Consider the following 21,723-nt stretch of genomic DNA (forward strand, 5'->3'; position numbering starts at 1 on the left):
CATCATGGGGTGACAGAAGATGGCGAACCGCCTGCAAGTGATCTACATCGAAGACGACGAGCTCGTGCGCCGCGCGAGCGTGCAGAGCCTGCAGCTCGCGGGCTTCGACGTCGTCGGGTTCGGTTCGGTCGAGGCGGCCGAGAAGGCGATCGTCGGCGACGCGGCGGGCGTGATCGTGTCCGACATCCGCCTGCCCGGCGCGAGCGGCCTCGATCTGCTCGCGCAATGTCGCGCACGCACGCCCGACGTGCCCGTCGTGCTCGTCACCGGGCACGGCGACATCTCGATGGCCGTGCAGGCGATGCGCGACGGCGCTTACGACTTCATCGAAAAGCCATTCGCGGCCGAGCGCCTGATCGAGACGGCGCGGCGCGCGCTCGAGCGCCGCGCGCTCGTGCTCGAGAACCACGCGCTGCGGCGCGAGCTCGCGGGGCAGGGCGTCGTCGCGCCGCGGATCATCGGCCGCAGCCCGGCGATCGAGCAGGTGCGGCGGCTGATCGCGAACGTCGCGCCGACCGACGCGTCGGTCCTCATCAACGGCGACACCGGCGCCGGCAAGGAACTGATCGCGCGCAGCTTGCACGAGCTGTCGCCGCGCCGCGACAAGCCGTTCATCGCGGTCAACTGCGGCGCGCTGCCCGAGCCGATGTTCGAATCCGAGATGTTCGGCTACGAGCCGGGCGCGTTTACCGGCGCGGCGAAGCGCCGTATCGGCAAGCTCGAATATGCGTCAGGCGGCACGCTGTTCCTCGACGAGATCGAGAGCATGCCGCTCGCGCTGCAGGTGAAGCTGTTGCGCGTGCTGCAGGACGGCGTGCTCGAGCGGCTCGGCTCGAACCAGCCGATCCGCGTGAACTGCCGCGTGGTCGCGGCGGCGAAGGGCGACATGAGCGAGCATGTCGCGGCCGGCACGTTCCGGCGCGACCTGCTGTACCGGCTGAATGTCGTGACGATCGCGCTGCCGCCGCTCGCCGAGCGCCGCGAGGACATCGTGCCGCTCTTCGAGCACTTCATGCTCGACGCGGCGGTCCGTTACGGGCGTCCGGCTCCGCTCCTCACCGATCGTCAGCGCGCGAGCCTGATGCAGCGCGACTGGCCGGGCAACGTGCGCGAGCTGCGCAATGCGGCCGATCGCTTCGTGCTCGGCGTGACGGAAGGCTTCGTCGGCGATGCGGGCGGGCCAACCGACGAGAGCGCCGAGCAGTCGCTCAAGGAGCGCGTCGAGCAATTCGAGCGCGCGGTGATCGCCGAGACGCTGAACCGCACGGGTGGCGCGGTCGCGACGACGGCCGACAAGCTGCATGTCGGCAAGGCGACGCTCTACGAGAAGATGAAGCGCTATGGGCTGAGCGCGAAAGGAGAAACGGAGCGCTGATGCGGGCGTGGCCCGCGTCGAGCGATCCGTTCGGAGGGCGGCGGCGCGCCGTGCGGCGGGCCGCCGAGACGAAGGGCGCGCTTACGCGCTCGTGTCGAGCGCCTTTTGCAGCAGTTGATCGAGCTCCGCGAACTGCGGCGCGCCGACGTAGCGCTTCAGGATCTTGCCGTCCTTGCCGATCACGAACGTCGTCGGCGTGAGCTGGACGTTGCCGAACTGCTTCGCGACGCTGCCGTCGTCGAGCGCGACCTTGAACGGCAACTGGCGCGTCTGCGCGTAGTTCGCGACGTACATCGGCGGATCGTAGTTCATCGCGACCGCGACGAATTCGAGGCCCTGGCCCTTGAAACGGTTGTACGTGTCGACCATCTGCGGCATTTCCTGCATGCAGGTCGCGCAGCTCGTCGCCCAGAAGTTCACGAGATAGACCTTGCCCTTCAGATCGGCGGCGGTCGAGATCTTCTGGCCGGACAGCAGCGTGAACGTCGCTTCGGGCGCGCTGGATTTGCCGTTGAACGCGAAATAGCCGGCGACGGCGATCGCGACCGCGGCAACCGCGATCGCGACGTAGCGCAACGGGCCGGTGCGGCGGCCGGTGGGAGCGGGAGCGGGACTCATCTGAGGGACCTCTGAATGCGGGGACTTCGGGCGGCACCGTGTGCGGGCGCCTTCTCGATGCGAACGGCGCTCATTGTACCGTCAAACGGGCGTGCGCACCGGCGCCGCGCTGTCGCGCCGAGCGGCGATAATGCGGCTTCGTTCAACGTCCATTGCGATCCGTTTTCTTCATGATTCGTGCCGCTCTGCGCTACGCGCGCTCGCTTCGTTTCCGTTCGACCGGCCGGCCTGGGGTGTGCGCTCCGTCCGCGCGGTTACATCCGCCGGGATTGACGCATGGGCGTGTGCGCCGCGTTTGGCTGAGCGCGCGCGCGCGCCGTGCGGCCGTCGTGCTGGGCGCGCTCGCGTTGCTTGCCGCGTGCTCGCCCGCCTATGACTGGCGCACGCTGCACAACGACGCCGGCTATACGATCGACCTGCCGGCCAAGCCGACCGTCGAGGAGCATCCGGTCGCGATCGGCGGTGCGCCGATGAAGATGCGGATGCAGGCGGCGCACGTCGGCGGTGCGGTGTTCGCCGTCGGCACGGTGATGCTGCCGGACGATCGCGACGCGACCCGGCACGCGGTGCTCGACTATCTGCGCACCGGTTTGGCGCGCAATCTGCGCGCGCAGCCGGACGAGCGGGCGGTGCTCGTGCCGCTGGCGGCCGGCGGCCAGACGGCGGGTATCGAGCTGCGAATGAGTGGGGCGCCCGCCGGCGCACCGGGCGCGTCCGGCGCGGATCGGCAGGCGCAGGGCGCGTCCGGCGCGCGCGCGTCGAAGACGGTGATCGCGCGGCTTGTCGCGCATGGCCGGCACGTGTACGAGGTGATCGTGATCTCCGATGCGCCGCTTGCGTCGGAGCCGCTCGAACAATTTTTCGGCTCGTTAAAACTTGATTGACCGAGCGATTCGGGATGCCTGAGAGCCGATTCGGAAGTGAAAGTTCCTTCGCAAGAACGGGCGCTAATCGCCGGATTTTGCGGGATTTTTTTGACTATCCACAGAGACTGTGGACAACTTTGTTGAAAAGTTCGACGGGCGGTCGGCAAAGGCCCGCCGGAGGGCCTTTCAGTTAAATTGCCCGCAATCTTTGCACTTGAAAAAAATCAATAAAATCAATGCATTGCGTGGAAGGCTTCAAGTGATGGCTGGAGCGCGTCGAGATTTGGCTGGATTTGGCTAATTGTGCATAAGTCAAGTCTTGACATGCATTTTTTTGCCGGTCGCCCGAAGGCGGCCGGGCCCGAAACCCTTGTGTACCTGCCCTCGGACGGTGCTTCCGGCTGCATTTGCGACGGCTGCCGGTGCGGTGCCGCGTGTGTTCGCGGAATCGCCGGGGTGCCGTTGGCACGCCTGTGAGCTGCCGGAAAGATGGCGGGTGCAAACCACTGATCGTAAGCCGGGCTCGATCGGGCGAACGGTTCGGTTCGGCGACGCACTTTGATGCTCGTCCGGGCGCGGGCGAGCTTCGCCAAATCGCCGGGCGGCCGGAAGGGCGGCCTCGGAATTCACGCACGCGCGGAATCGCGCGGCGCGCCGGCGCGATGCGCACCACCCTGTTTCACCGTGCCGCGCGCGCCGGCTGCCATCTGGCCGTTTCCCGACTACAGAACGACGGGGAGGCTCGCCGGCAAATCGTGCTTCGTCAGCGCGGCGTCTATCGCGCGGTGGATGGCGGACGGCGTGTCGAGCAGATAGAAATGTCCGCCGTCGAATGTTTCGCGCTCGATCGGCAGCGTCGACGCGCGCTGCCAGTCCTGCAGTCCGGCCTCGGACAGCACGGCGTCCTGCGCACCGGCGAAGACCGTGACGGGCACGGGCAACGGCGTCGCCGACGCGAGCGGAAAGAATGCCTCGACGATCCGGAAGTCGGCCTTCGCGAGTTGCAGCAGCATCGTGCGCAGTTCGTCGTGCGCGAAGACTTCGGGCGGCGTGCCGCCGAGCGTCGCGAGGTGCTCGACGATCGCCGCATCGGGACGCTGATGAACCGGAAACGCGCGGCGTCGCGATTCGGCGAACGGCGAGTCGGCGCCCGACACGCCGAGCCAGCGCGGCGCCCGCCCGAGTTGCGCCATGTCGTGCGCGAAGCAGTACGCGACAAGCGCGCCCATGCTGTGGCCGAAGATCGCGTAGTTGGCGGGAAGCTCGGGGGCGAGCTCGCGCAGGTAGTCGCGCAGCGGCGGCAGCGTGTCGAACGCGGAGTGCTTGAGGCTTCGGCCCCGCCCCGGCAGTTCGACGAGCCAGACTTCGATATGCGGCGGGAACGCAGCCGCCCACCGGAAATAGTTCGTCGCGGAGCCGCACGCGTGATGAAACATCAACAGCCGGTGCCGCGCGTGTTCGCGTCGGTCGGGAATGGTGAGGGTGCCGGGCAGCAAGGCCATGCGCGATCGCTCCAGTCAGGGAAGGCAAATCTTCGGGCGGTCCGGCGGCGTCGCGAATGCTCGGGCGCGGGACGCGAGGCGATGCCCGGTCGGAGATTGGGCATCATTGGTCGTACTATATTACGATTTGCCGGCGATTCCCGTTATCGTTTCTCGGTTCGAATGCCCGACTGCGTTGGGGTTGTCATCGGCCGCATCGGCGCGCGGTCCGTTTTGCCGATAGCCGCGCTTGCATGGTCCGCGCCGAGGCGAGCGACGACCGTGGCGGGCGCGTTCGCCTTGATTGGGAATGCCGCCGAAGCACGCGGCCGATGGCGCGCGCGCCGGTTCTCTACGCCGGCCGACATTCCGGTTGGCGTTCGCGCATCGTATTGCGTGTCGCCGCTCATTATTGGGCGCGGCATCGCACGCCGCGCCGCCACCTTCGGGGTTCCGCTTTTCCACCCGTCGGCGGATTCTTGGATCGACGTGCGCTCAAACCGGCGAAAACACCCTTCGATACCGGATCGCCTCGGCGATATGCGCGGCGCTCGGCGCATCGTCGCCCGCGAGATCGGCAATCGTTCGCGCGACCTTCAGCACCCGGTAGTACGCACGCGCCGACCATCGGAATCGCTCGCCCGCGTCGCGCAGCAGCGTCTCGCCCGTGCTGTCCGGGCGGCAGAACGCATCGGTCTCGCGGCCCGTCAGCATGTGGTTGGTCTTGCGCTGTCGCGCGAATTGCCGTTCGCGCGCGAGCGCGACGCGCGCGGCCACGGTCTTGCTCGATTCGCCGGCGGTCGCGGGCCGCTCGGCCAGCTCGGCGGGCGTGAGTGCGGGAATCTCGATCTGGATGTCGATCCGGTCGAGGAGCGGCCCGGACAGCTTGCGCAGATAGCGTGCGGCGATGTCTGGCGAGCAGCGGCAGCGGCCGCCGGGGTCGCCCCGCCAGCCGCACGGGCACGGATTCATCGCGGCGATCAACTGGCACGCGGCCGGGAAATCCGCTTGCAGCGCAGCGCGCGAGATCGTGATGCGGCCGGCTTCGAGCGGCTCGCGCAGCGTTTCGAGCACATGCCGGTCGAATTCCGGCAACTCGTCGAGGAACAGCACGCCCAGGTGCGCGAGCGTGATCTCGCCCGGCTGCGGCGGATTGCGGCCGCCGACGAGCGCAGCCGAGCTCGACGAGTGATGCGGCGTGCGAAACGGGCGCCGCCGCCACTGAGCGGGCGAGAAGCCCGCCCGGCTCGACGACAGGATCGCGGCCGACGTCAGCGCCTCGTCGTCGGTGAGCGGCGGCAAGAGGGCCGGCAGGCGTGCGGCGAGCATGGATTTGCCGGCGCCCGGCGGGCCGATCATCAGCATGTGGTGGCCGCCCGCCGCCGCGACTTCGAGCGCGCGCTTCGCGCCCGTCTGGCCGATCACGTCGGCGAGGTCGGGCGCGGACGCGGCAGGGAGGTCGTCGAGACGGGGCGCGGCGACGGGCGCGAGCCGCCCGTCCGGCGCGTCGGCGAGGTGCGCGCACAGCGCGGGCAGATCGGCCGCGCCGTACACGGTCACCCCCGGCACGAGCGCCGCTTCGGCCGCGCTCGGCAGCGGCAGGTAAAGCTCCGCCACCGCTGTCATGACCGCGAGCGGCGCTCCGCCATCCGCGGACGAGCCGTCTTCGTCGGCCTGCTGGCCGCGGGCCGCGCCGCACGCCATCGCGAACGCACCGCGCATCGGCCGAAGCGCGCCCGTCAGCGACAGCTCGCCCGCGAACTCGCGGCCGTCGAGCGCGCCCGCCGGGAGCTGACCGCTCGCGGCGAGGATGCCGAGCGCGATCGGCAAATCGAAGCGCCCGGATTCCTTCGGCAAGTCGGCGGGCGCGAGGTTGACGGTGATGCGCCGCACGGGGAATTCGAAGCCGCAGTTCTGCAGCGCGGCCCGCACGCGCTCACGGCTTTCGCGCACTTCGAGATCGGGCAGCCCGACGATCGAGAACGACGGCAGCCCGTTGGCGAGATGGACTTCGACGGTGACTTCCGGCGCGCGGCCGGCAGCGGGCGCGCGGCTGCGCACCACGGCAAGCGACATGATTCGACTCCGCGTGAACCGGGCCGCGCGGCGCGATTCGCGCCGCCCACGGCGTCCGGAGGATGGTTTCGATGCGCGCTTGGCCGGCGTGGCGCGAGCTGCGGGGGGAGCCGCTCAGCGAATGCGAGCGGCGGCGGCCGTCACGACTGAACGTCGGCCAGTTTCTGTTCGAGCTCGGCGACGCGCTTCTCGAGCTCCTCGAGCCGTGCGCGGGTGCGCGCGAGCACTTGCGTCTGCGTGTCGAATTCTTCGCGGGTGACGAGATCGAGCTTCGAGAAGCCTTGCGTGAGCATGGCCTTCACGTTGCGCTCGACATCCTTGGCCGGCGAGTTTTTCAGCAGGTCGCCGATGCGCGCCTGCAGGCCGTTGAAAACGTCGCTGGGTTGCTTCATGGTATTCCCCTTCCAGGTGCACAAAATTTGTGCAATAGCCGTTGCAGTCGTGCCCACGAAATGCGCATGACCGAAATTGGTGCGCCCGCAGGCCCGCTTTCCGGGCATTCGATCGCGTGAAGCCGCGTTCGCGATGCGCCGGACGTGCGTGCACTCTAGCAACCTTCCTTTCAGCACGCCAGCAAACCGGGCCCGCGTTGGCCGTTCGGCCAAGGCGCGCTTGCGTTCGCGCAAGCGCGCGCCGACGCCGGAAATCTGCGTGAAAGCCTGTCGAGACCGGCGTGAGCCGACATGGCATGCGAGTTGCTGTAGGTGTTCCGCCATGCATTGCAGTAGTGATGGGACAACCACCATAGCGAGAGGACTTCATGAAACTGATTACCGCAATCATCAAGCCGTTCAAGCTCGATGAGACGCGCGAGGCGCTCTCGGCGCTCGGCGTCTCGGGCATCACGGTGACGGAGGTCAAGGGGTTCGGCCGCCAGAAGGGGCACACCGAGCTGTACCGGGGGGCCGAATATGTCGTCGATTTCCTTCCTAAGATGAAGATCGAAGCCGCGGTGTCGGACGACCTCGTCGATCAGGCCGTCGAGGCGATCGAGCGTGCGGCGCGCACGGGCAAGATCGGCGACGGCAAGATCTTCGTCACGTCGATCGAGCAGGTGATTCGGATTCGTACCGGGGAGACGGGCGCTGACGCCCTGTAACAAGCGACACAAGCGATAAGAGGAAAACCAAGATGCGCAAGATCCTGATGTCCCTGTTGATGGCCGGCTCGCTGCTTGCGGGCGGCATCGGCGCCGCGATGGCCGACGACGCGTCGTCGGCACCCGCCGCCGCATCGGCCGCAACGGCTTCCGACACGTCGGCGAGCGCCGCCGTCGCGTCCGCGCCGGCCGCCGCTTCCGCGGCCGCTTCGGCCGCCGCGCCGGCTTCGGCCGCCGCCGCGCCCGCCGCGCCGACCGCGCCGACCGCGCCGTTCTCCGTCGATTCGTCGAAGATCAATTCGGGCGACACCGCGTGGATGCTCACGTCGACCGCGCTCGTGCTGTTCATGACGATCCCGGGCCTCGCGCTCTTCTACGGTGGCATGGTCCGCAAGAAGAACGTGCTCGCGACCGTGATGCAGAGCTTCGCGATCACCGCGCTGATCACGGTCCTCTGGACGGTGGTCGGCTACAGCCTCGCGTTCACGCCGGGCAACGGCTTCATCGGCGGCTTCTCGCGCGTGTTCCTGTCCGGGATGAACTACATCCACGGCGACAAGGCGACGACGCTCACCGTCAGCCACCTCGCGCAGACGATCCCGGAATCGGTCTACTTCGTCTATCAGATGACGTTCGCGATCATCACGCCGGCCCTCATCTGCGGCGCGTTCGCCGACCGGATGAAGTTCTCGGCGATGCTCGTCTTCATGACGCTCTGGTCGCTGATCGTCTACGTGCCGATCGCGCACATGGTCTGGGAGCCGACGGGCTGGCTGTCGTCGGACGGCGTGCTCGACTTCGCGGGCGGCACGGTCGTGCACATCAACGCCGGCATCGCGGGCCTCGTGTCGTGCCTCATGCTCGGCAAGCGCGTCGGCTACGGCCGCGAAGCGATGGCGCCGCACAACCTCGTGCTGACGCTGATCGGCGGCTCGATGCTGTGGGTCGGCTGGTTCGGCTTCAACGCGGGCTCCGCGGTGGCCGCCGACGGCCGCGCCGGCTTCGCGATGCTGACGACGCAAGTCGCCACCGCGTGCGCGGCGCTCGGCTGGATGTTCGCCGAGTGGATCGCGAAGGGTAAGCCTTCGGTGCTCGGCATCGTGTCGGGCGCGGTCGCGGGTCTCGTCGCGATCACGCCGGCGGCCGGCTTCGTCGGCGTCGCGGGCGCGCTCACGATCGGCGTCGCGGCGGGCGTCGTGTGCTTCTGGTCGGCGACGTGGCTCAAGCACAAGCTCGGCTACGACGATTCGCTCGACGCGTTCGGCGTGCACGGCGTGGGCGGCATTCTCGGCGCGCTGCTGACGGGCGTGTTCGCGGTCAAGGACATCGGCGGCGTCGACGGCAGCCTGCTGCTGCAGGCAAAGGGCGTCGCGATCACGCTTGTCTACAGCGGCATCGTCAGCTTCGTGCTGCTGAAGGTGATCGACCTCGTGATCGGCCTGCGTGTGACGGAAGAAGAAGAACGAGAAGGCCTCGACGTGATCCTGCATGGCGAGCACGTCGAATAATGGGATCCATCCCCGAACCGGGGGCGGCGAAGCGCTCGCACGCTTCGCCGCCCGCAGAATGAGCGCAGCGATTTCGGCCCGCCCTCGAGGCGGGTTTTTTTCGCGCGCTTCTCGTCGCCGCGCCGCGCGCCGGCGCCGCGGATCGTGCGTCTGCCGGCGGGCTCCGGCGCTTGCCCAAAGCCCGCCGGGCGCGGCTGCGCGCGATAACCACGCGGGCTATCGGGTCAATAGAGACAATCATGCGGTAAATCCTTGCGATACCGGGAACAATCCCCAAATGCGACGGGCAATTGCTCTACAATCTTTTTTCTCCGGTCCGCGAGTCACACATGGTTCCCCATCTCGTTACGGCGTTAAACGGCCCGCTGCTCGAGCTCGAGCGGAAGATCCTCGACGCCACGCCTGCGATCGAACGCTGGTTCAGGCTCGAATGGCAGGAGCACACGCCGCCGTTCTACTGTTCGGTCGATCTGCGCAACGCGGGCTTCAAGCTCGCGCCCGTCGACGCGAACCTGTTCCCGGGCGCGTTCAACAATCTGCCGCCCGAAGTGCTGCCGCTCGCCGTGCAGGCGGCGATGGCCGCGATCGAGAAGATCTGCCCGGACGCGAAGAATCTGCTCGTGATTCCCGAGCTGCCGACGCGCAACGCGTTCTATCTCGAGAACGTCGCGCGCCTCGCGACGATCATGCGCCAGGCGGGCCTGAACGTGCGCTTCGGCTCGCTCGATCCGGGCATCGTCGAGGTCACGCCGATCACGCTCGCCGACGGCCAGAAGATCGTGCTCGAGCCGCTCGAGCGCACGCCGCGCCGCCTCGGCCTGAAGAATTTCGACCCTTGCTCGATCCTGCTGAACAACGATCTGTCGGCGGGCATCCCGAGCGTGCTGGAAAACCTGCACGAGCAGTATCTGCTGCCGCCGCTGCACGCCGGCTGGGCGGTGCGCCGAAAGTCGACGCACTTCTCCTGCTATGACGACGTCGCGAAGAAGTTCGCGAAGATGGTGGGCGTCGATCCGTGGATGCTGAATCCGTATTTCTCGCACGTCGAAGGCGTCGACTGGCACGCGAACGACGGCGGCGAGGCGCTTGCCGAAGCGATCGACGCGGTGCTCAAGAAGATCGCGCGCAAGTACCGCGAATACGGGATCGGCGAGAAGCCGTACGTCGTCGTGAAGGCGGACGCCGGCACGGCGGGGCGCGGCGTGATGACGGTGCACGACGCGTCCGAGATCGGCCGGATGACGAAGCACGAGCGCGCGCAGATGGCCGAATCGAAGGCGGGCGTGCCGGTGCGCGACGTGATCGTGCAGGAAGGCGTCTACACGTTCGAGCGCATCGGCGACGAGGTGGCCGAGCCTGTCGTCTACATGATCGACCGCTACGTGGTGGGCGGGTTCTACCGCACACACGGCGCGCGCGAGCGCGACCAGAATCTGAATGCGCCCGGCATGCACTACGTGCCGCTCGGCTTCGAGCACACGGCGCTGCCGGACACGCACGCGAAGCCCGGCGCGGCGCCGCCGAACCGCTTCTACATGTATGGCGTCGTCGCACGGCTTGGGCTGCTCGCGTCGTCGGTCGAGCTCGAGAAGACCGACCCCGAAGCGATCCAGGTGTGACGCGCTCCCTCTAGCATCAGGATTCGCATGGACATTCTCTTTATCGCCGACCCGCTCGAGCGCTTCAAGATCTACAAGGACTCGACCTACGCGATGATGGCCGAGGCCGCGCGGCGCGGGCACGCGGTGTACGCGTGCGAGCCGAACCAGCTTGCATGGACGGGCGCGGGCGTCGAGGCCGACGTGCGGCGCGTCGCGATCGCCGGCGACACGGCCGATCTTCACCGCGATCGCTGGTACGAGGCGGGGCCGCGCGAGTCGCGCGCGCTGCCGTCGTTTGGCGCGATCCTGATGCGCAAGGATCCGCCGTTCGACATGGAATACGTGACGTCAACGTGGCTGCTCGAGCTCGCCGAGCGCGCGGGCGCGCGCGTGTTCAACAAGCCGCAGACGATTCGCGACCATTCGGAGAAGCTCGCGATCGGCGAGTTCGCGCAGTTCGTCGCGCCGTCGCTCGTCACGCGCGACGCGGCGCGGCTGCGCGCGTTCCACGCCGAGCACGGCGACGTGATCCTGAAGCCGCTCGACGGCATGGGCGGGATGGGCGTGTTCCGCGTGAAGGCGGACGGCATGAACCTCGGCTCGATCATCGAGATGCTGAGCCACGACGGCGCGCGCTCGGTGATGGTGCAGAAGTTCATCCCCGAGATCAAAGCCGGCGACAAGCGCATTCTGCTGATCGACGGCGAGCCGGTGCCGTATTCGCTCGCGCGCATTCCGCAGGGCAACGAGGTGCGCGGCAATCTGGCCGCGGGCGGCGTCGGCGTCGCGCAGCCGCTCACCGCGCGCGACCGCGAGATCGCGGCGACGCTCGGCCCGGTGCTCGCCGCGCGCGGCTTGCTGCTCGTCGGCCTCGACGTGATCGGCGACTGGCTGACCGAGGTGAACGTCACGAGCCCGACTTGCTTTCGCGAAATCATGGAGCAGACTGGATTCGACGTCGCCGGCATGTTCGTCGACGCATTGGAGCGCGCGGTCGGCTGATGCGCGCACGGCCGGGCGGCGGCTGCGCAGGCCCCCGTCGCCCGACCGGTTCGGCCGGGCGCGGCTCGGCCGGACGGGCTCGACTGGCCTGCTACAATGCCCGCTCGCCCGGCACGGTTTTTCCGTGCGTCAGGCCCGGCGGTCGGGCCGAACACGTTGCAAGGCTGACATGGCAGGCATTCTCATCATCGCGCACGCGCCGCTCGCTACCGCTTTGCGGGACTGCATCGCGCATATCTACGGCGGCGTGCCCGCGCGCATCGGTTGCATCGACGTGCAGGCGGACAACGATCCGGCCCAGGTGATGGCGTTCGCGCACGCGGAGCTCGCGCGCCTGAAGGAAGAAAACGGCGCGCTCGTGCTGACCGACATGTATGGCGCGACGCCCGCGAATATCGCGGGGCAGCTCGCGAAGGTCGACGGCGTGCGGGTGCTCGCGGGCGTCAATCTGCCGATGCTCGTGCGCGCCGTCTGCTACCGGACGACGCCGCTCGATACGCTTGTCGACAAGGCGCTCGCCGGCTCGACGAAGGGCATCCACGAGATCGCGGCGGGCACGCCGCCGCCGCGCCCGAGCGCGCTCGGCTGCGGCGAGTGCGCGCCGATTCCGCCGGAGCCGAAGGCGCAGACGCAACCGCATTGAGCCCGCGCACCGATTCGCATTACCCCCGCGCGGCCGGCACGCCGGCCGCAGCCCGTTTTGACCTCATCGGAACACCATGCTTCAACAAGAAACGACCATCGTGAACAAATTGGGGCTCCATGCGCGCGCGTCTGCCAAGCTCACGCAGCTCGCGGGCAATTTCCAGTCGGAAGTCTGGATGACGCGCAACGGCCGCCGGATCAACGCGAAGAGCATCATGGGCGTCATGATGCTGGCGGCGGGCATCGGCAGCATGGTGACGATCGAGACCGAAGGGCCGGACGAGCAGGAAGCGATGGACGCGCTCCTCAAATTGATCGCCGACAAATTCGGCGAAGGGCAGTGATGCCGCGGCGGCAGGCCGCTCAGCCATCCAGCGAGAATGCCGCGCAACGTCGCGGCATTTTTTTCGTCCCGCGACTGCGCGCCGCGATGCTGCGCCGCACGCAGTCACGCGGGGTATGCGGAATTTATAATCGACGATCGGGGTCATAAGCGCATCGCAGCGGTGCGCCGCGATTTACGTGATCAAGGAGGTGCGCGTGTCCTTCACGCTGCATGGCATTCCCGTTTCAAGAGGCATCGCGATCGGACGAGCGTATCTGATCGCGCCGGCGGCGCTCGACGTCGCCCATTACCTGATCGAGGCCGAGCGCATCGAGGCCGAGATCGAACGCTTTCGCGCGGCGCTCGACGCGGTCCGGCGCGAACTCGACGCGCTGCGCGCCGATCTGAGCGACGATACCCCGACCGAAGTCGCCGCATTCATCGACGTGCACGCGATGATCCTCGGCGACGCGATGCTCGTGCAGGAAACCATCGACCTGATCCGCACGCGCCGCTACAACGTCGAATGGGCGCTGACCGAGCAGCTCGACGTGCTCGCCGGCCACTTCGACGACATCGAGGACGAGTACCTGCGCGAGCGGCGCGCGGACATCGAGCAGGTCGTCGAACGGGTGCTGAAGGCGCTCGCGGGCGCGCCGTCCGCCGCGCAGGCGCTCGACCGCGCGGCGGGCAACGGCCGCGACGAGATGATCGTCGTCGCGCATGACATCGCGCCCGCCGACATGATGCAGTTCAAGACGCAGTCGTTCCAGGCGTTCGTCACCGATCTGGGCGGGCGCACGTCGCACACGGCGATCGTCGCGCGCAGCCTCGGGATTCCGGCCGCGGTCGGCGTCCAGCACGCGAGCGCGCTGATTCGTCAGGACGATCTCATCATCGTCGACGGCGATCAGGGCATCGTGATCGTCGATCCCGCGCCGATCGTGCTCGAGGAATACTCGTACCGGCAATCGGAGAAGGCGCTCGAGCAGCGCAAGCTGCAGCGCCTGAAGTTCTCGCCCGCGCAGACGCTCTGCGGCACGAAGATCGACCTGCTCGCGAACATCGAACTGCCTGACGACGCGAAGGCGGCCGTCGACGCGGGCGCGGTCGGCGTCGGCCTGTTCCGCACCGAGTTCCTGTTCATGAGCAAGGAGCGGATGCCGGAGGAGGAGGAGCAGTTCGCCGCGTACAAGCGCGCGGTCGAGCTGATGCACGGGATGCCGGTCACGATCCGCACGATCGACGTCGGCGCGGACAAGCCGCTCGACGCGCACGACGAAGGCTACGAGACCGCGCCGAACCCGGCGCTCGGCCTGCGCGCGATCCGCTGGAGCCTGTCGGAGCCGCAGATGTTCCTCACGCAGTTGCGCGCGATCCTGCGCGCGTCGGCGTTCGGCCAGGTGAAGATCCTGGTGCCGATGCTCGCGCACGCGCAGGAGATCGACCAGACGCTCGACCTTATCAACGAGGCGAAGCGCCAGCTCGACGCGGCGGGGCTCGCATACGATCCGAACGTGCGGGTTGGCGCGATGATCGAGATTCCGGCCGCGGCGATCGCGCTGCCGCTGTTCCTGAAGCGCATCGATTTCCTGTCGATCGGCACGAACGACCTGATCCAGTACACGCTCGCGATCGACCGCGCGGACAACGCGGTCGCGCATCTGTACGATCCGCTGCATCCGGCGGTGCTGCATCTGATCGCGTTCACGCTGCGCGAAGCGAAGCGCGCGGGCGTGCCGGCGTCGGTGTGCGGCGAGATGGCGGGCGACCCGGCGCTGACGCGCCTGTTGCTGGGCATGGGGCTCACCGAGTTCTCGATGCATCCGAGCCAGTTGCTCGTCGTCAAGCAGGAGATCCTGCGCGCACATTTGAAGGCGCTCGAGAAGCCGACCGCGGACGTGCTCGCGGCGTTCGAGCCGGAAGAAGTGCAGGCGGCGCTCAAGCGGCTCGCGAGCGCGGAGCCGAAGGCGGACGTCGCCGCGTGATCGGGCGGGGCGCGCGTATGGGCGCGCGTGCCGTCTGCGGAATCCGGGGCGGCAGGAGCCGGGTATGGGGCACGCGCGATCGCGCGCCAGATTTTTGCGCTAACGGCGCCGTCAACGCAGACGATTACACGCGGCCGCGAGCCGCGCCGCTCAATGCGTGCCGCCCGAGCCGCACACCGGGCAATCCGGCTGCCGCGCGATTTTCATCGTGCTCCACTCCATCCGCAGCGAATCCAGCATCATCAGCCGGCCGACGAGCGTCGTGCCAATGCCGCCGATCACCCGCAGCGCCTCGGCCGCCTGCATTGCGCCGATGATGCCGACGGTCGGCGCGAACACGCCCATCGTCGAGCACGCGACTTCCTCGAACGGCTGATCTTCCGGGAACACGCACGCGTAGCATGGCGAGCCGGGGTCGCGGAAGTCGAACGTGCTGATCTGCCCGTCGAAGCGCAGCGCCGCGCCTGACACGAGCGGCACCCGATGCGCGACACACGCGCGGTTGATCGCGTGGCGCGTCGCGAAGTTGTCGGTGCAGTCGAGCACGACGCTTGCGTGCGGCACGTGCGCATTCAGCCACGCATCGTCGACGCGCTCGGCGAGCGCATTCACCTTCACGTCGGGATTGAGCTGCGCGAGCGCGTCGCGCCCCGACTCGACCTTCTTGCGGCCGACCGATGCGCTCACGTGCAGGATTTGCCGCTGCAGGTTCGTGAGATCGACGGTGTCGGCGTCGGCGAGCGTGATCGTGCCGACGCCCGCCGCCGCGAGATACATCGCCGCCGGCGACCCGAGCCCGCCCGCGCCGACGATGATCGCATGCGCGTCGAGAAAGCGCTGCTGCGCCTCGATGCCGATTTCGTCGACGAGGATGTGGCGGGAATAGCGGAGGAGTTGTTCGTCGTTCATCGTGGGGCCGCAAGGCGGTAAAACAGTCTCGAATATTATTCTAGGCGCGCAAAGAAAACGGGCCATCGCGGCGGCGTGCCGCGATGGCCCGTGCGTGGCGCCGTGCGCTTACTGCGGTTGCGGCGCCGACGCGGGCTTCGCAGCCGACGCAGGCTTCGCAGCCGCGCCCTTCGGCGCCGGGGCGGCGCTCGCCTTGGCGGCAGGGCTCTTCGCGGTGCTGTCGGCGGCGATCATCTTCGACTGCACGACCGGCTTGCCTTCGAGCTTGTTGAGTGCCTGCTGCATCATGAAATCGTCGGCGCTGCCGAACTCGACCGGCTTGCGTTCGCGATCCTTCTGACGTTGCTCGGGCGTCTTCTTGTCGTTCTGCTCTTCGAGAAGGCGCAACTGCTCCATCCGGCGCTGCTCGCGTTCCTCGAGCTCCTTCTTCTCGTTCGGGTCCTGCGTGTTCGCGAGGTGGTTCGTGTAGTCGACCTCGCGCGTGACGAGCACGTCGTCCGGATCGCCGTCCGCGTACTGATCGACCGGAATGTCGGGCAGGATGCCCTTGTTCTGGATCGAGCGGCCGCTCGGCGTGTAGTAGTACGCGGTCGTCAGGCGCAGCGCGGAATCGGCCGTCATCGGACGCACCGTCTGCACCGAGCCCTTGCCGAACGTCGCCTTGCCCATGATCAGCGCGCGGTGCGAATCCTGCAGCGCGCCCGCAACGATTTCCGAGGCCGACGCCGAATAAGCGTTCGTCAGCACGACCATCGGCACCGTCTTGAAGACGGCGGGCAGGTTCTTCAGCGGATCGGAGTCGAACGACGGCAGGCGGTAGTTCTCGTAGTTGTCGCGGTAGACCTGCTTCGAATCGGGGATCTGGCCGTTCGTCGACACGACGACGGAATCCGGCGGCAGGAACGCGCCCGCGACGCCGACGGCGCTTTGCAGCAGGCCGCCGCCGTTGTTGCGCAGATCGAGGATCAGGCCCTTCAGCTTCGGCTGCTGGCGCGCGATGTCCTGCAGCTTCGCGGCGAGATCGGGCGTCGTGCGCTCCTGGAAGCTCGTGATGCGGATGTACGCGTAGCCCGGATCGAGCAGCTTCATCTTCACGCTCTGCACGCGGATCACCGCGCGGGTGACCGTGACGGGGAACGTGCGGTCGTCGCTCTTGCGGAAGATCGTCAACGTGACCTTCGTGCCGGGCTCGCCGCGCATCTGCTTGACGGCCTTGTCGAGCGTCATGCCGCGCACAGGGCGATCGTTGATGCGGGTGATCAGGTCGCCCGGACGGATGCCGGCGCGAAACGCGGGCGTGTCCTCGATCGGCGAGATCACCTTGACGAGGCCGTCTTCCTGCGAGATCTCGATGCCGAGGCCGGCGAAGCGGCCCTTCGTCTGCTCCTGCAGTTCCTGGTAATCGGTCTTGTCGAGATACGACGAATGCGGGTCGAGGCTCGATACCATGCCCTTGATCGCTGCGGTCAAGAGCTTCTTGTCGTCGACGGGCTCGACGTATTCGCGCTTGATCTGCCCGAACACTTCCGCGAAGAGCCGCAGTTGATCGAGCGGCAGCGGCGCGGCGGCCGTCGTGACGGCCTGCTGGGCCGACGCGGAGATTTGCAGCGTCGCGAAGACGCCAGTCGCGAGGCCCGCGGCAATCAGGCCGATGTTCTTCAATTTCATACGCATAGAGTCTGGTGCGGTCGGAAAGCGCGTGGCTGTCGCGGGAGCAACGGGACGGTCACAGGACGGTCAAGTATAACTGTTCGTCCGGACGCCTTGTGGATCGGGACGAAACGGGGAGCGCCGGCTAGGTTCAGACAGCGCCGCGCGAAACAGGTTCGCGCGGCGCGCGGGGCGGCGGGGCGGATTACGCCGCGGACGCCTTGCCCTGCTGCGCGACGGCGGCCTGCGCCTTCGCGATCGCTTCCGGGTCGCCGAGGTAGTAGTGCCGGATGGGCGTGAGGTTCGCGTCGAGCTCGTAGACGAGCGGCACGCCGTTCGGAATGTTCAGGCCGACGATGTCCGCGTCCGAAATGCCGTCGAGATACTTGACCAGCGCGCGGATCGAGTTGCCGTGCGCGGCGATCAGCACCTGCTTGCCGGCCTTCACCGCGGGCGCGATCGATTCGTTCCACAGCGGCAGCACGCGCGCGACCGTGTCCTTCAGGCACTCGGTGAGCGGGAGTTGCTCGCGCGGCACCTTCGCGTAGCGCGGATCGCCGTATGGCGCGCGCTCGTCGGTCGGCTCGAGCGCGGGCGGCGGCGTGTCGTAGCTGCGGCGCCAGACGAGCACCTGCTCGTCGCCGTACTTCGCGGCCGTCTCAGCCTTGTTCAGGCCCGACAGCGCGCCGTAATGACGCTCGTTCAGCCGCCACGAATGGACGACGGGCACGTACATCAGATCCATCTGGTCCTGAACGTGCCAGAGCGTGCGGATCGCGCGCTTGAGCACCGACGTGTATGCGATATCGAACGTGTAGCCGGCTTCCTTCAGGAGCAGCCCGGCCTGCCGGGCTTCGCTGTTGCCTTGTTCGGTCAGGTCGACGTCGACCCAGCCGGTGAAGCGGTTTTCCTTGTTCCAGGTCGATTCGCCGTGGCGGATGAGAACGAGCTTGTACATAGATGCTTGCGGTCGGTGGTGAGGAAGCGGTAAGCACGGATGCGGACCCGGCTCTGGGGCGACATCGCGTCAGACGGTTATTTTATAATGGCGGGATTGCCCTTTCCGATTTCTCTTTTTCGGCGGATTTTCCGTGACGTTCTTCACCGATTACACGAACCTCGCGCTCATCGCGATCCTGGTGGTTTCCGGCGGCCTGCTCGCGTGGCCCGCGCTGCGGCGCGGCGGCGGCGGCCTGTCCGCCGCGGAGGCGACCCAACTGATCAACCGCCGCAACGCGGTCGTCGTCGATCTGCGGCCGGCGGCCGAGTACGGCGCGGGTCACCTGCCGTCCGCGCGCTCCGTCGAGTTCGGCGAATTGCAGGCGAAGGCCGGCCAGTTGTCGAAGAACAAGGCCACGCCCGTGCTGCTCGTGTGCCAGAACGGTCAGCAGTCGCAAAAAGCGCGCAAGATCGTCGAGGAAGCGGGCTACCAGGACGTCCATGTGCTGCAGGGCGGCGTCGCCGCATGGCAGCAGGCCGGCATGCCGGTCGTCAAATAAGGAGTGGCGAAGTGAACAAAGTGGTCATGTACAGCACGCAGGTGTGCCCGTATTGCATGCAGGCCGAGCGGCTCCTCAAGCTGCGCGGCGTCGAGCACGTCGAGAAGGTGCTGATCGACAAGGAGCCGGAGCGCCGCGCGGAAATGATGGAGCGCACCGGCCGCCGCACCGTGCCGCAAATCTATATCGGCGACACGCACGTCGGCGGCTACGACGATTTGTCGAAGCTCGACCGCGAAGGCGGCCTGAAGCCGCTTCTCGAAGCCGCCTGACAAGGCGCAAGCCATCCGCGCGGCCGCCGTCTTGCGGGCGGCGCGCGGTCCAAGCACGATCGCACCGGGCGTGCCGGAGGGTTCCGGCCGCCGCGAAATCATTTTTAGGGAGCCACCATGTCCGACGTCGAAAACCAACCGTTCTTCAACATCCAGCGCATTTACCTGAAGGATCTGTCGCTCGAGCAGCCGAATTCGCCCGCGATCTTCCTCGAGCAGGAGATGCCCGCCGTTGAAGTCGAGGTCGACGTGAAGGCCGAGCGTCTCGCCGACACCGTCTACGAGATCGTCGTCGCGGGCACCGTCACCGCGAAGGTGCGCGAGAAGGTCGCGTTTCTCGTCGAGGCGAAGCAGGCTGGCATTTTCGACATCCGCAACATCCCCGCCGAGCAGATCGATCCGCTTTGCGGCATCGCGTGCCCGACGATCCTGTTCCCGTACCTGCGCTCGAACATCGCCGATTCGATCACGCGCGCGGGCTTTCCGCCCATCCATCTCGCGGAGATCAACTTCCAGGCGCTGTACGAGCAGCGCTTGGCCGAGATCGCGCAGCAGCAAGGCGGCGCGCCGAACGGCACGACGCTGAACTGAGTATGAACGACGACCGGTGCTGAGCATGAAAGTCGCTGTTCTCGGCGCCGGCGCGTGGGGCACCGCGCTCGCGGCGCATCTCGCCGCGCGGCACGACACGCTGCTCTGGGCGCGCGACGCGGCGCTCGTCGCCGAGCTTGCCGCGCGGCGCGAGAACGTCCGCTACCTGGACGGCGTCGCGCTGCCGCCCGCATTGCGCTACGAGGCCGATCTCACGGCGGCGCTGTCGCACGCGCAGGCGGACGACGCGCTCTGCGTGATCGCCGCGCCCGTGGCCGGCTTGCGCGCGCTGTGCCGCGCGATGCGCGATGCGGGCCGCGTGCCCGCCCACTTCGTGTGGGTCTGCAAGGGCTTCGAGGCCGACACGCGGCTGCTGCCGCATCAGATGGTCGCCGAGGAACTGCCGGATCACGCGAGCTACGGCGTGCTGTCGGGCCCGAGCTTCGCGCGCGAAGTCGCGCAGGGGCTGCCCGTCGCGCTGACGGTTGCGAGCGCGTCGGCCGCATGCCGCGGGCGCACGCTCGCCGCGTTCCATCACGGCGCGATGCGCATCTATACGGGCGACGACGTCGTCGGCGTCGAGGTCGGCGGCGCGGTGAAGAACGTGCTTGCGATCGCGACGGGCATCGCCGACGGCTTGGGCCTCGGCCTCAACGCGCGCGCGGCGCTCGTTACGCGCGGGCTCGCGGAGATGTCGCGTCTGGGCGTCGCGCTCGGCGGCCGCGCGGAGACGTTCACGGGCCTCACGGGCCTGGGCGACCTGATCCTCACGGCGACGGGCGATCTGTCGCGCAACCGGACCGTCGGCCTGCAGCTCGCGGCCGGCCGCTCGCTCGACGACATTCTGGCCGCGCTCGGCCACGTGGCCGAAGGCGTGCGGTGCGCGCGCGCGGTGCTGTCGATCGCGCGCGAGCGCGGCGTCGACATGCCGATCACCGAGGCGGTATGCGCGGTGCTGTTCGACGGCGTCGCGCCGCGCGACGCGGTGAGCGGCCTGCTGCGGCGGGACGCGAAGGCCGAATAGGGTCCGTCGAGCCGGATCGAATCCAATCCGAATCGAACGAACGCGGGCGCGCTGCGCGGCGCGCCCGCGTTCGCGCGTTCAGTGCGACCGGCGGCGCGTGAGCGTACGCTGTGCGCATCGCGATCAACTCGGTGGAGGGCATCATGCCGAACATCGGTTCGACGTCGGTCGAAGCGCGCGTCGTCGACATCACGACGCTCGCGCTCGATGCGATCGTCAATGCGGCCAATGCGTCGCTGCTGGGCGGCGGCGGCGTCGACGGCGCGATCCACCGCGCGGCGGGGCCCGAGCTCGTGAAGGAATGCGCGACGCTCGGCGGCTGCGCGACGGGCGACGCGAAGCTCACGCGAGGCTATCGCTTGCCTGCGAAATACGTGATCCACACGGTCGGCCCGGTCTGGCACGGCGGCAAGCGCGGCGAGGCCGAGCTGCTCGCGTCGTGCTACCGGCGCTCGCTCGAAGTCGCGGCCGGCGCCGGCTGCACGTCGATCGCGTTTCCGGCGATCAGTTGCGGCGCGTATCGCTTTCCGCCAGGCGACGCGACCGCGATCGCGGTGCGTACCGTGACCGGCGCGCTCGCGGGCGAACTGGCCGATGCACGATTCGAGCGCGTCGTATTCGCGTGCTTTTCCGACGAGATGCTCGATCTTTATCGCGCGGCGCTCGCGCGTGTTTGAGTGCGCGTCCGTTCAAGCCCCGCCTTCGAACCCCGCCTGCCGCCACGCCTCGAACACGACGACCGCGACCGTGTTCGACAGATTGAGGCTGCGATTGCCGGGCCGCATCGGCAGCCGCACGCGCTGCTCGGGCGCGAAGCGCTCGACGAGCGCTGGCGTGAGCCCGCGCGTCTCCGAACCGAACACGAACCAGTCGCCCGGCTCGAACGCGCGATCGTGGAAGCGGCCCGAGCCGCGCGTGGTGAACGCGAACGTCCGCGCGGGATCGGGCGCTTCGGCGGCGACGAACGCGTCCCAGTCGCGATGCACGTGCATTTGCGCGTATTCGTGATAGTCGAGCCCCGCGCGCCGCATCTTCGCGTCGTCGAGCGGAAAGCCGAGCGGCTCGATCAAATGCAGTCGCGCGCCCGTGTTGGCGCACAGCCTGATCACGTTGCCGGTGTTCGGCGGAATTTCGGGCTCGACGAGAACGACGTTGAACATGTTTGGATTCGATGGGTGAAGTGCGTGTGAACGC

The 21,723-nt window shown here is 68.0% G+C and carries 22 protein-coding genes; 14 read left to right on the plus strand and 8 right to left on the minus strand.

The window, feature by feature from the left end:
* Positions 1-19: 19 nt before the first annotated feature.
* The gene (locus BTH_RS14220) at positions 20-1,375 is read left to right on the plus strand and encodes a sigma-54-dependent transcriptional regulator (RefSeq protein ID WP_009893189.1); all 1,356 of its coding nucleotides are present in this window, start codon (positions 20-22) and stop codon (positions 1,373-1,375) included.
* An 81-nt stretch (positions 1,376-1,456) separates the two neighbouring features.
* On the opposite strand, the gene BTH_RS14225 is transcribed toward BTH_RS14220, so the two are convergent.
* The gene (locus BTH_RS14225; RefSeq protein WP_009893188.1) at positions 1,457-1,993 is read right to left on the minus strand and encodes a peroxiredoxin family protein; all 537 of its coding nucleotides are present in this window, start codon (positions 1,991-1,993) and stop codon (positions 1,457-1,459) included.
* A 170-nt stretch (positions 1,994-2,163) separates the two neighbouring features.
* Here BTH_RS14225 and BTH_RS14230 point away from each other — a divergent pair, with 170 nt between their 5' ends.
* Entirely contained in the window at positions 2,164-2,877 is a 714-nt protein-coding gene (locus tag BTH_RS14230; RefSeq protein ID WP_011401755.1) for a hypothetical protein, read from the plus strand.
* Positions 2,878-3,581: 704 nt separating this feature from the next.
* Here the strand turns inward: BTH_RS14230 and BTH_RS14235 are convergent.
* The 3 genes from BTH_RS14235 to BTH_RS14245 form a co-directional block, all read right to left on the minus strand.
* On the minus strand, positions 3,582-4,361 hold the full coding sequence (locus tag BTH_RS14235; RefSeq protein ID WP_009893185.1) for a thioesterase II family protein: 780 nt from the start codon (positions 4,359-4,361) through the stop codon (positions 3,582-3,584).
* 474 nt (positions 4,362-4,835) lie between these two features.
* A complete protein-coding gene (locus BTH_RS14240; RefSeq protein WP_009893184.1) occupies positions 4,836-6,416 on the minus strand; it encodes a YifB family Mg chelatase-like AAA ATPase in 1,581 nt (526 codons plus the stop codon).
* A gap of 140 nt (positions 6,417-6,556) precedes the next feature.
* Positions 6,557-6,808, minus strand: a complete 252-nt coding sequence (locus BTH_RS14245) for an accessory factor UbiK family protein (protein ID WP_009893183.1) — start codon at positions 6,806-6,808, stop codon at positions 6,557-6,559.
* 368 nt (positions 6,809-7,176) lie between these two features.
* Here BTH_RS14245 and BTH_RS14250 point away from each other — a divergent pair, with 368 nt between their 5' ends.
* From BTH_RS14250 to ptsP, 7 genes are all read left to right on the plus strand, one after another.
* Positions 7,177-7,515, plus strand: coding sequence for a P-II family nitrogen regulator (locus BTH_RS14250; RefSeq protein WP_004198020.1), 339 nt, complete (start codon positions 7,177-7,179; stop codon positions 7,513-7,515).
* A 32-nt stretch (positions 7,516-7,547) separates the two neighbouring features.
* Entirely contained in the window at positions 7,548-9,023 is a 1,476-nt protein-coding gene (locus BTH_RS14255) for an ammonium transporter (protein WP_009893180.1), read from the plus strand.
* A 329-nt stretch (positions 9,024-9,352) separates the two neighbouring features.
* On the plus strand, positions 9,353-10,642 hold the full coding sequence (gene gshA / locus BTH_RS14260) for a glutamate--cysteine ligase (protein WP_009893179.1): 1,290 nt from the start codon (positions 9,353-9,355) through the stop codon (positions 10,640-10,642).
* A 27-nt stretch (positions 10,643-10,669) separates the two neighbouring features.
* The gene (gene gshB, locus BTH_RS14265) at positions 10,670-11,626 is read left to right on the plus strand and encodes a glutathione synthase (protein WP_009893178.1); all 957 of its coding nucleotides are present in this window, start codon (positions 10,670-10,672) and stop codon (positions 11,624-11,626) included.
* Between the two features lie 169 nt (positions 11,627-11,795).
* A complete protein-coding gene (locus BTH_RS14270) occupies positions 11,796-12,269 on the plus strand; it encodes a PTS sugar transporter subunit IIA (RefSeq protein ID WP_009893176.1) in 474 nt (157 codons plus the stop codon).
* A gap of 76 nt (positions 12,270-12,345) precedes the next feature.
* Positions 12,346-12,615, plus strand: a complete 270-nt coding sequence (locus tag BTH_RS14275; RefSeq protein WP_009893175.1) for an HPr family phosphocarrier protein — start codon at positions 12,346-12,348, stop codon at positions 12,613-12,615.
* Between the two features lie 178 nt (positions 12,616-12,793).
* A complete protein-coding gene (ptsP, locus tag BTH_RS14280; RefSeq protein WP_009893174.1) occupies positions 12,794-14,584 on the plus strand; it encodes a phosphoenolpyruvate--protein phosphotransferase in 1,791 nt (596 codons plus the stop codon).
* Positions 14,585-14,734: 150 nt separating this feature from the next.
* Here the strand turns inward: ptsP and BTH_RS14285 are convergent, their stop codons facing one another.
* From BTH_RS14285 to gpmA, 3 genes are all read right to left on the minus strand, one after another.
* A complete protein-coding gene (locus BTH_RS14285; RefSeq protein WP_009893172.1) occupies positions 14,735-15,493 on the minus strand; it encodes a HesA/MoeB/ThiF family protein in 759 nt (252 codons plus the stop codon).
* Between the two features lie 108 nt (positions 15,494-15,601).
* Positions 15,602-17,167 carry a S41 family peptidase gene (locus tag BTH_RS14290; protein WP_011401761.1) on the minus strand — a complete coding sequence of 522 codons (1,566 nt, stop codon included), beginning with the start codon at positions 17,165-17,167 and terminating at the stop codon, positions 15,602-15,604.
* A gap of 181 nt (positions 17,168-17,348) precedes the next feature.
* A complete protein-coding gene (gpmA, locus tag BTH_RS14295; RefSeq protein ID WP_009893170.1) occupies positions 17,349-18,101 on the minus strand; it encodes a 2,3-diphosphoglycerate-dependent phosphoglycerate mutase in 753 nt (250 codons plus the stop codon).
* A gap of 133 nt (positions 18,102-18,234) precedes the next feature.
* On the opposite strand from gpmA, the gene BTH_RS14300 reads away from it, so the two are divergent.
* The 5 genes from BTH_RS14300 (at position 18,235) to BTH_RS14320 (ending at position 21,206) form a co-directional block, all read left to right on the plus strand.
* Entirely contained in the window at positions 18,235-18,642 is a 408-nt protein-coding gene (locus BTH_RS14300; RefSeq protein WP_006024417.1) for a rhodanese-like domain-containing protein, read from the plus strand.
* A gap of 11 nt (positions 18,643-18,653) precedes the next feature.
* The gene (grxC, locus tag BTH_RS14305) at positions 18,654-18,914 is read left to right on the plus strand and encodes a glutaredoxin 3 (protein ID WP_009893167.1); all 261 of its coding nucleotides are present in this window, start codon (positions 18,654-18,656) and stop codon (positions 18,912-18,914) included.
* A 117-nt stretch (positions 18,915-19,031) separates the two neighbouring features.
* Complete coding sequence (secB, locus tag BTH_RS14310) at positions 19,032-19,505, plus strand: protein-export chaperone SecB (protein WP_009893165.1); 474 nt, start codon at positions 19,032-19,034, stop codon at positions 19,503-19,505.
* 25 nt (positions 19,506-19,530) lie between these two features.
* Entirely contained in the window at positions 19,531-20,529 is a 999-nt protein-coding gene (locus BTH_RS14315) for an NAD(P)H-dependent glycerol-3-phosphate dehydrogenase (RefSeq protein WP_009893164.1), read from the plus strand.
* 143 nt (positions 20,530-20,672) lie between these two features.
* Positions 20,673-21,206 (plus strand): O-acetyl-ADP-ribose deacetylase, encoded by a 534-nt coding sequence (locus BTH_RS14320; protein ID WP_011401764.1) that lies wholly within the window; start codon positions 20,673-20,675, stop codon positions 21,204-21,206.
* 12 nt (positions 21,207-21,218) lie between these two features.
* On the opposite strand, the gene trmL is transcribed toward BTH_RS14320, so the two are convergent.
* Positions 21,219-21,689, minus strand: a complete 471-nt coding sequence (gene trmL, locus BTH_RS14325) for a tRNA (uridine(34)/cytosine(34)/5-carboxymethylaminomethyluridine(34)-2'-O)-methyltransferase TrmL (protein WP_009893162.1) — start codon at positions 21,687-21,689, stop codon at positions 21,219-21,221.
* Positions 21,690-21,723: the final 34 nt, after the last annotated feature.

The sequence above is a fragment of the Burkholderia thailandensis E264 genome, from assembly GCF_000012365.1.
GTDB lineage: Bacteria > Pseudomonadota > Gammaproteobacteria > Burkholderiales > Burkholderiaceae > Burkholderia > Burkholderia thailandensis.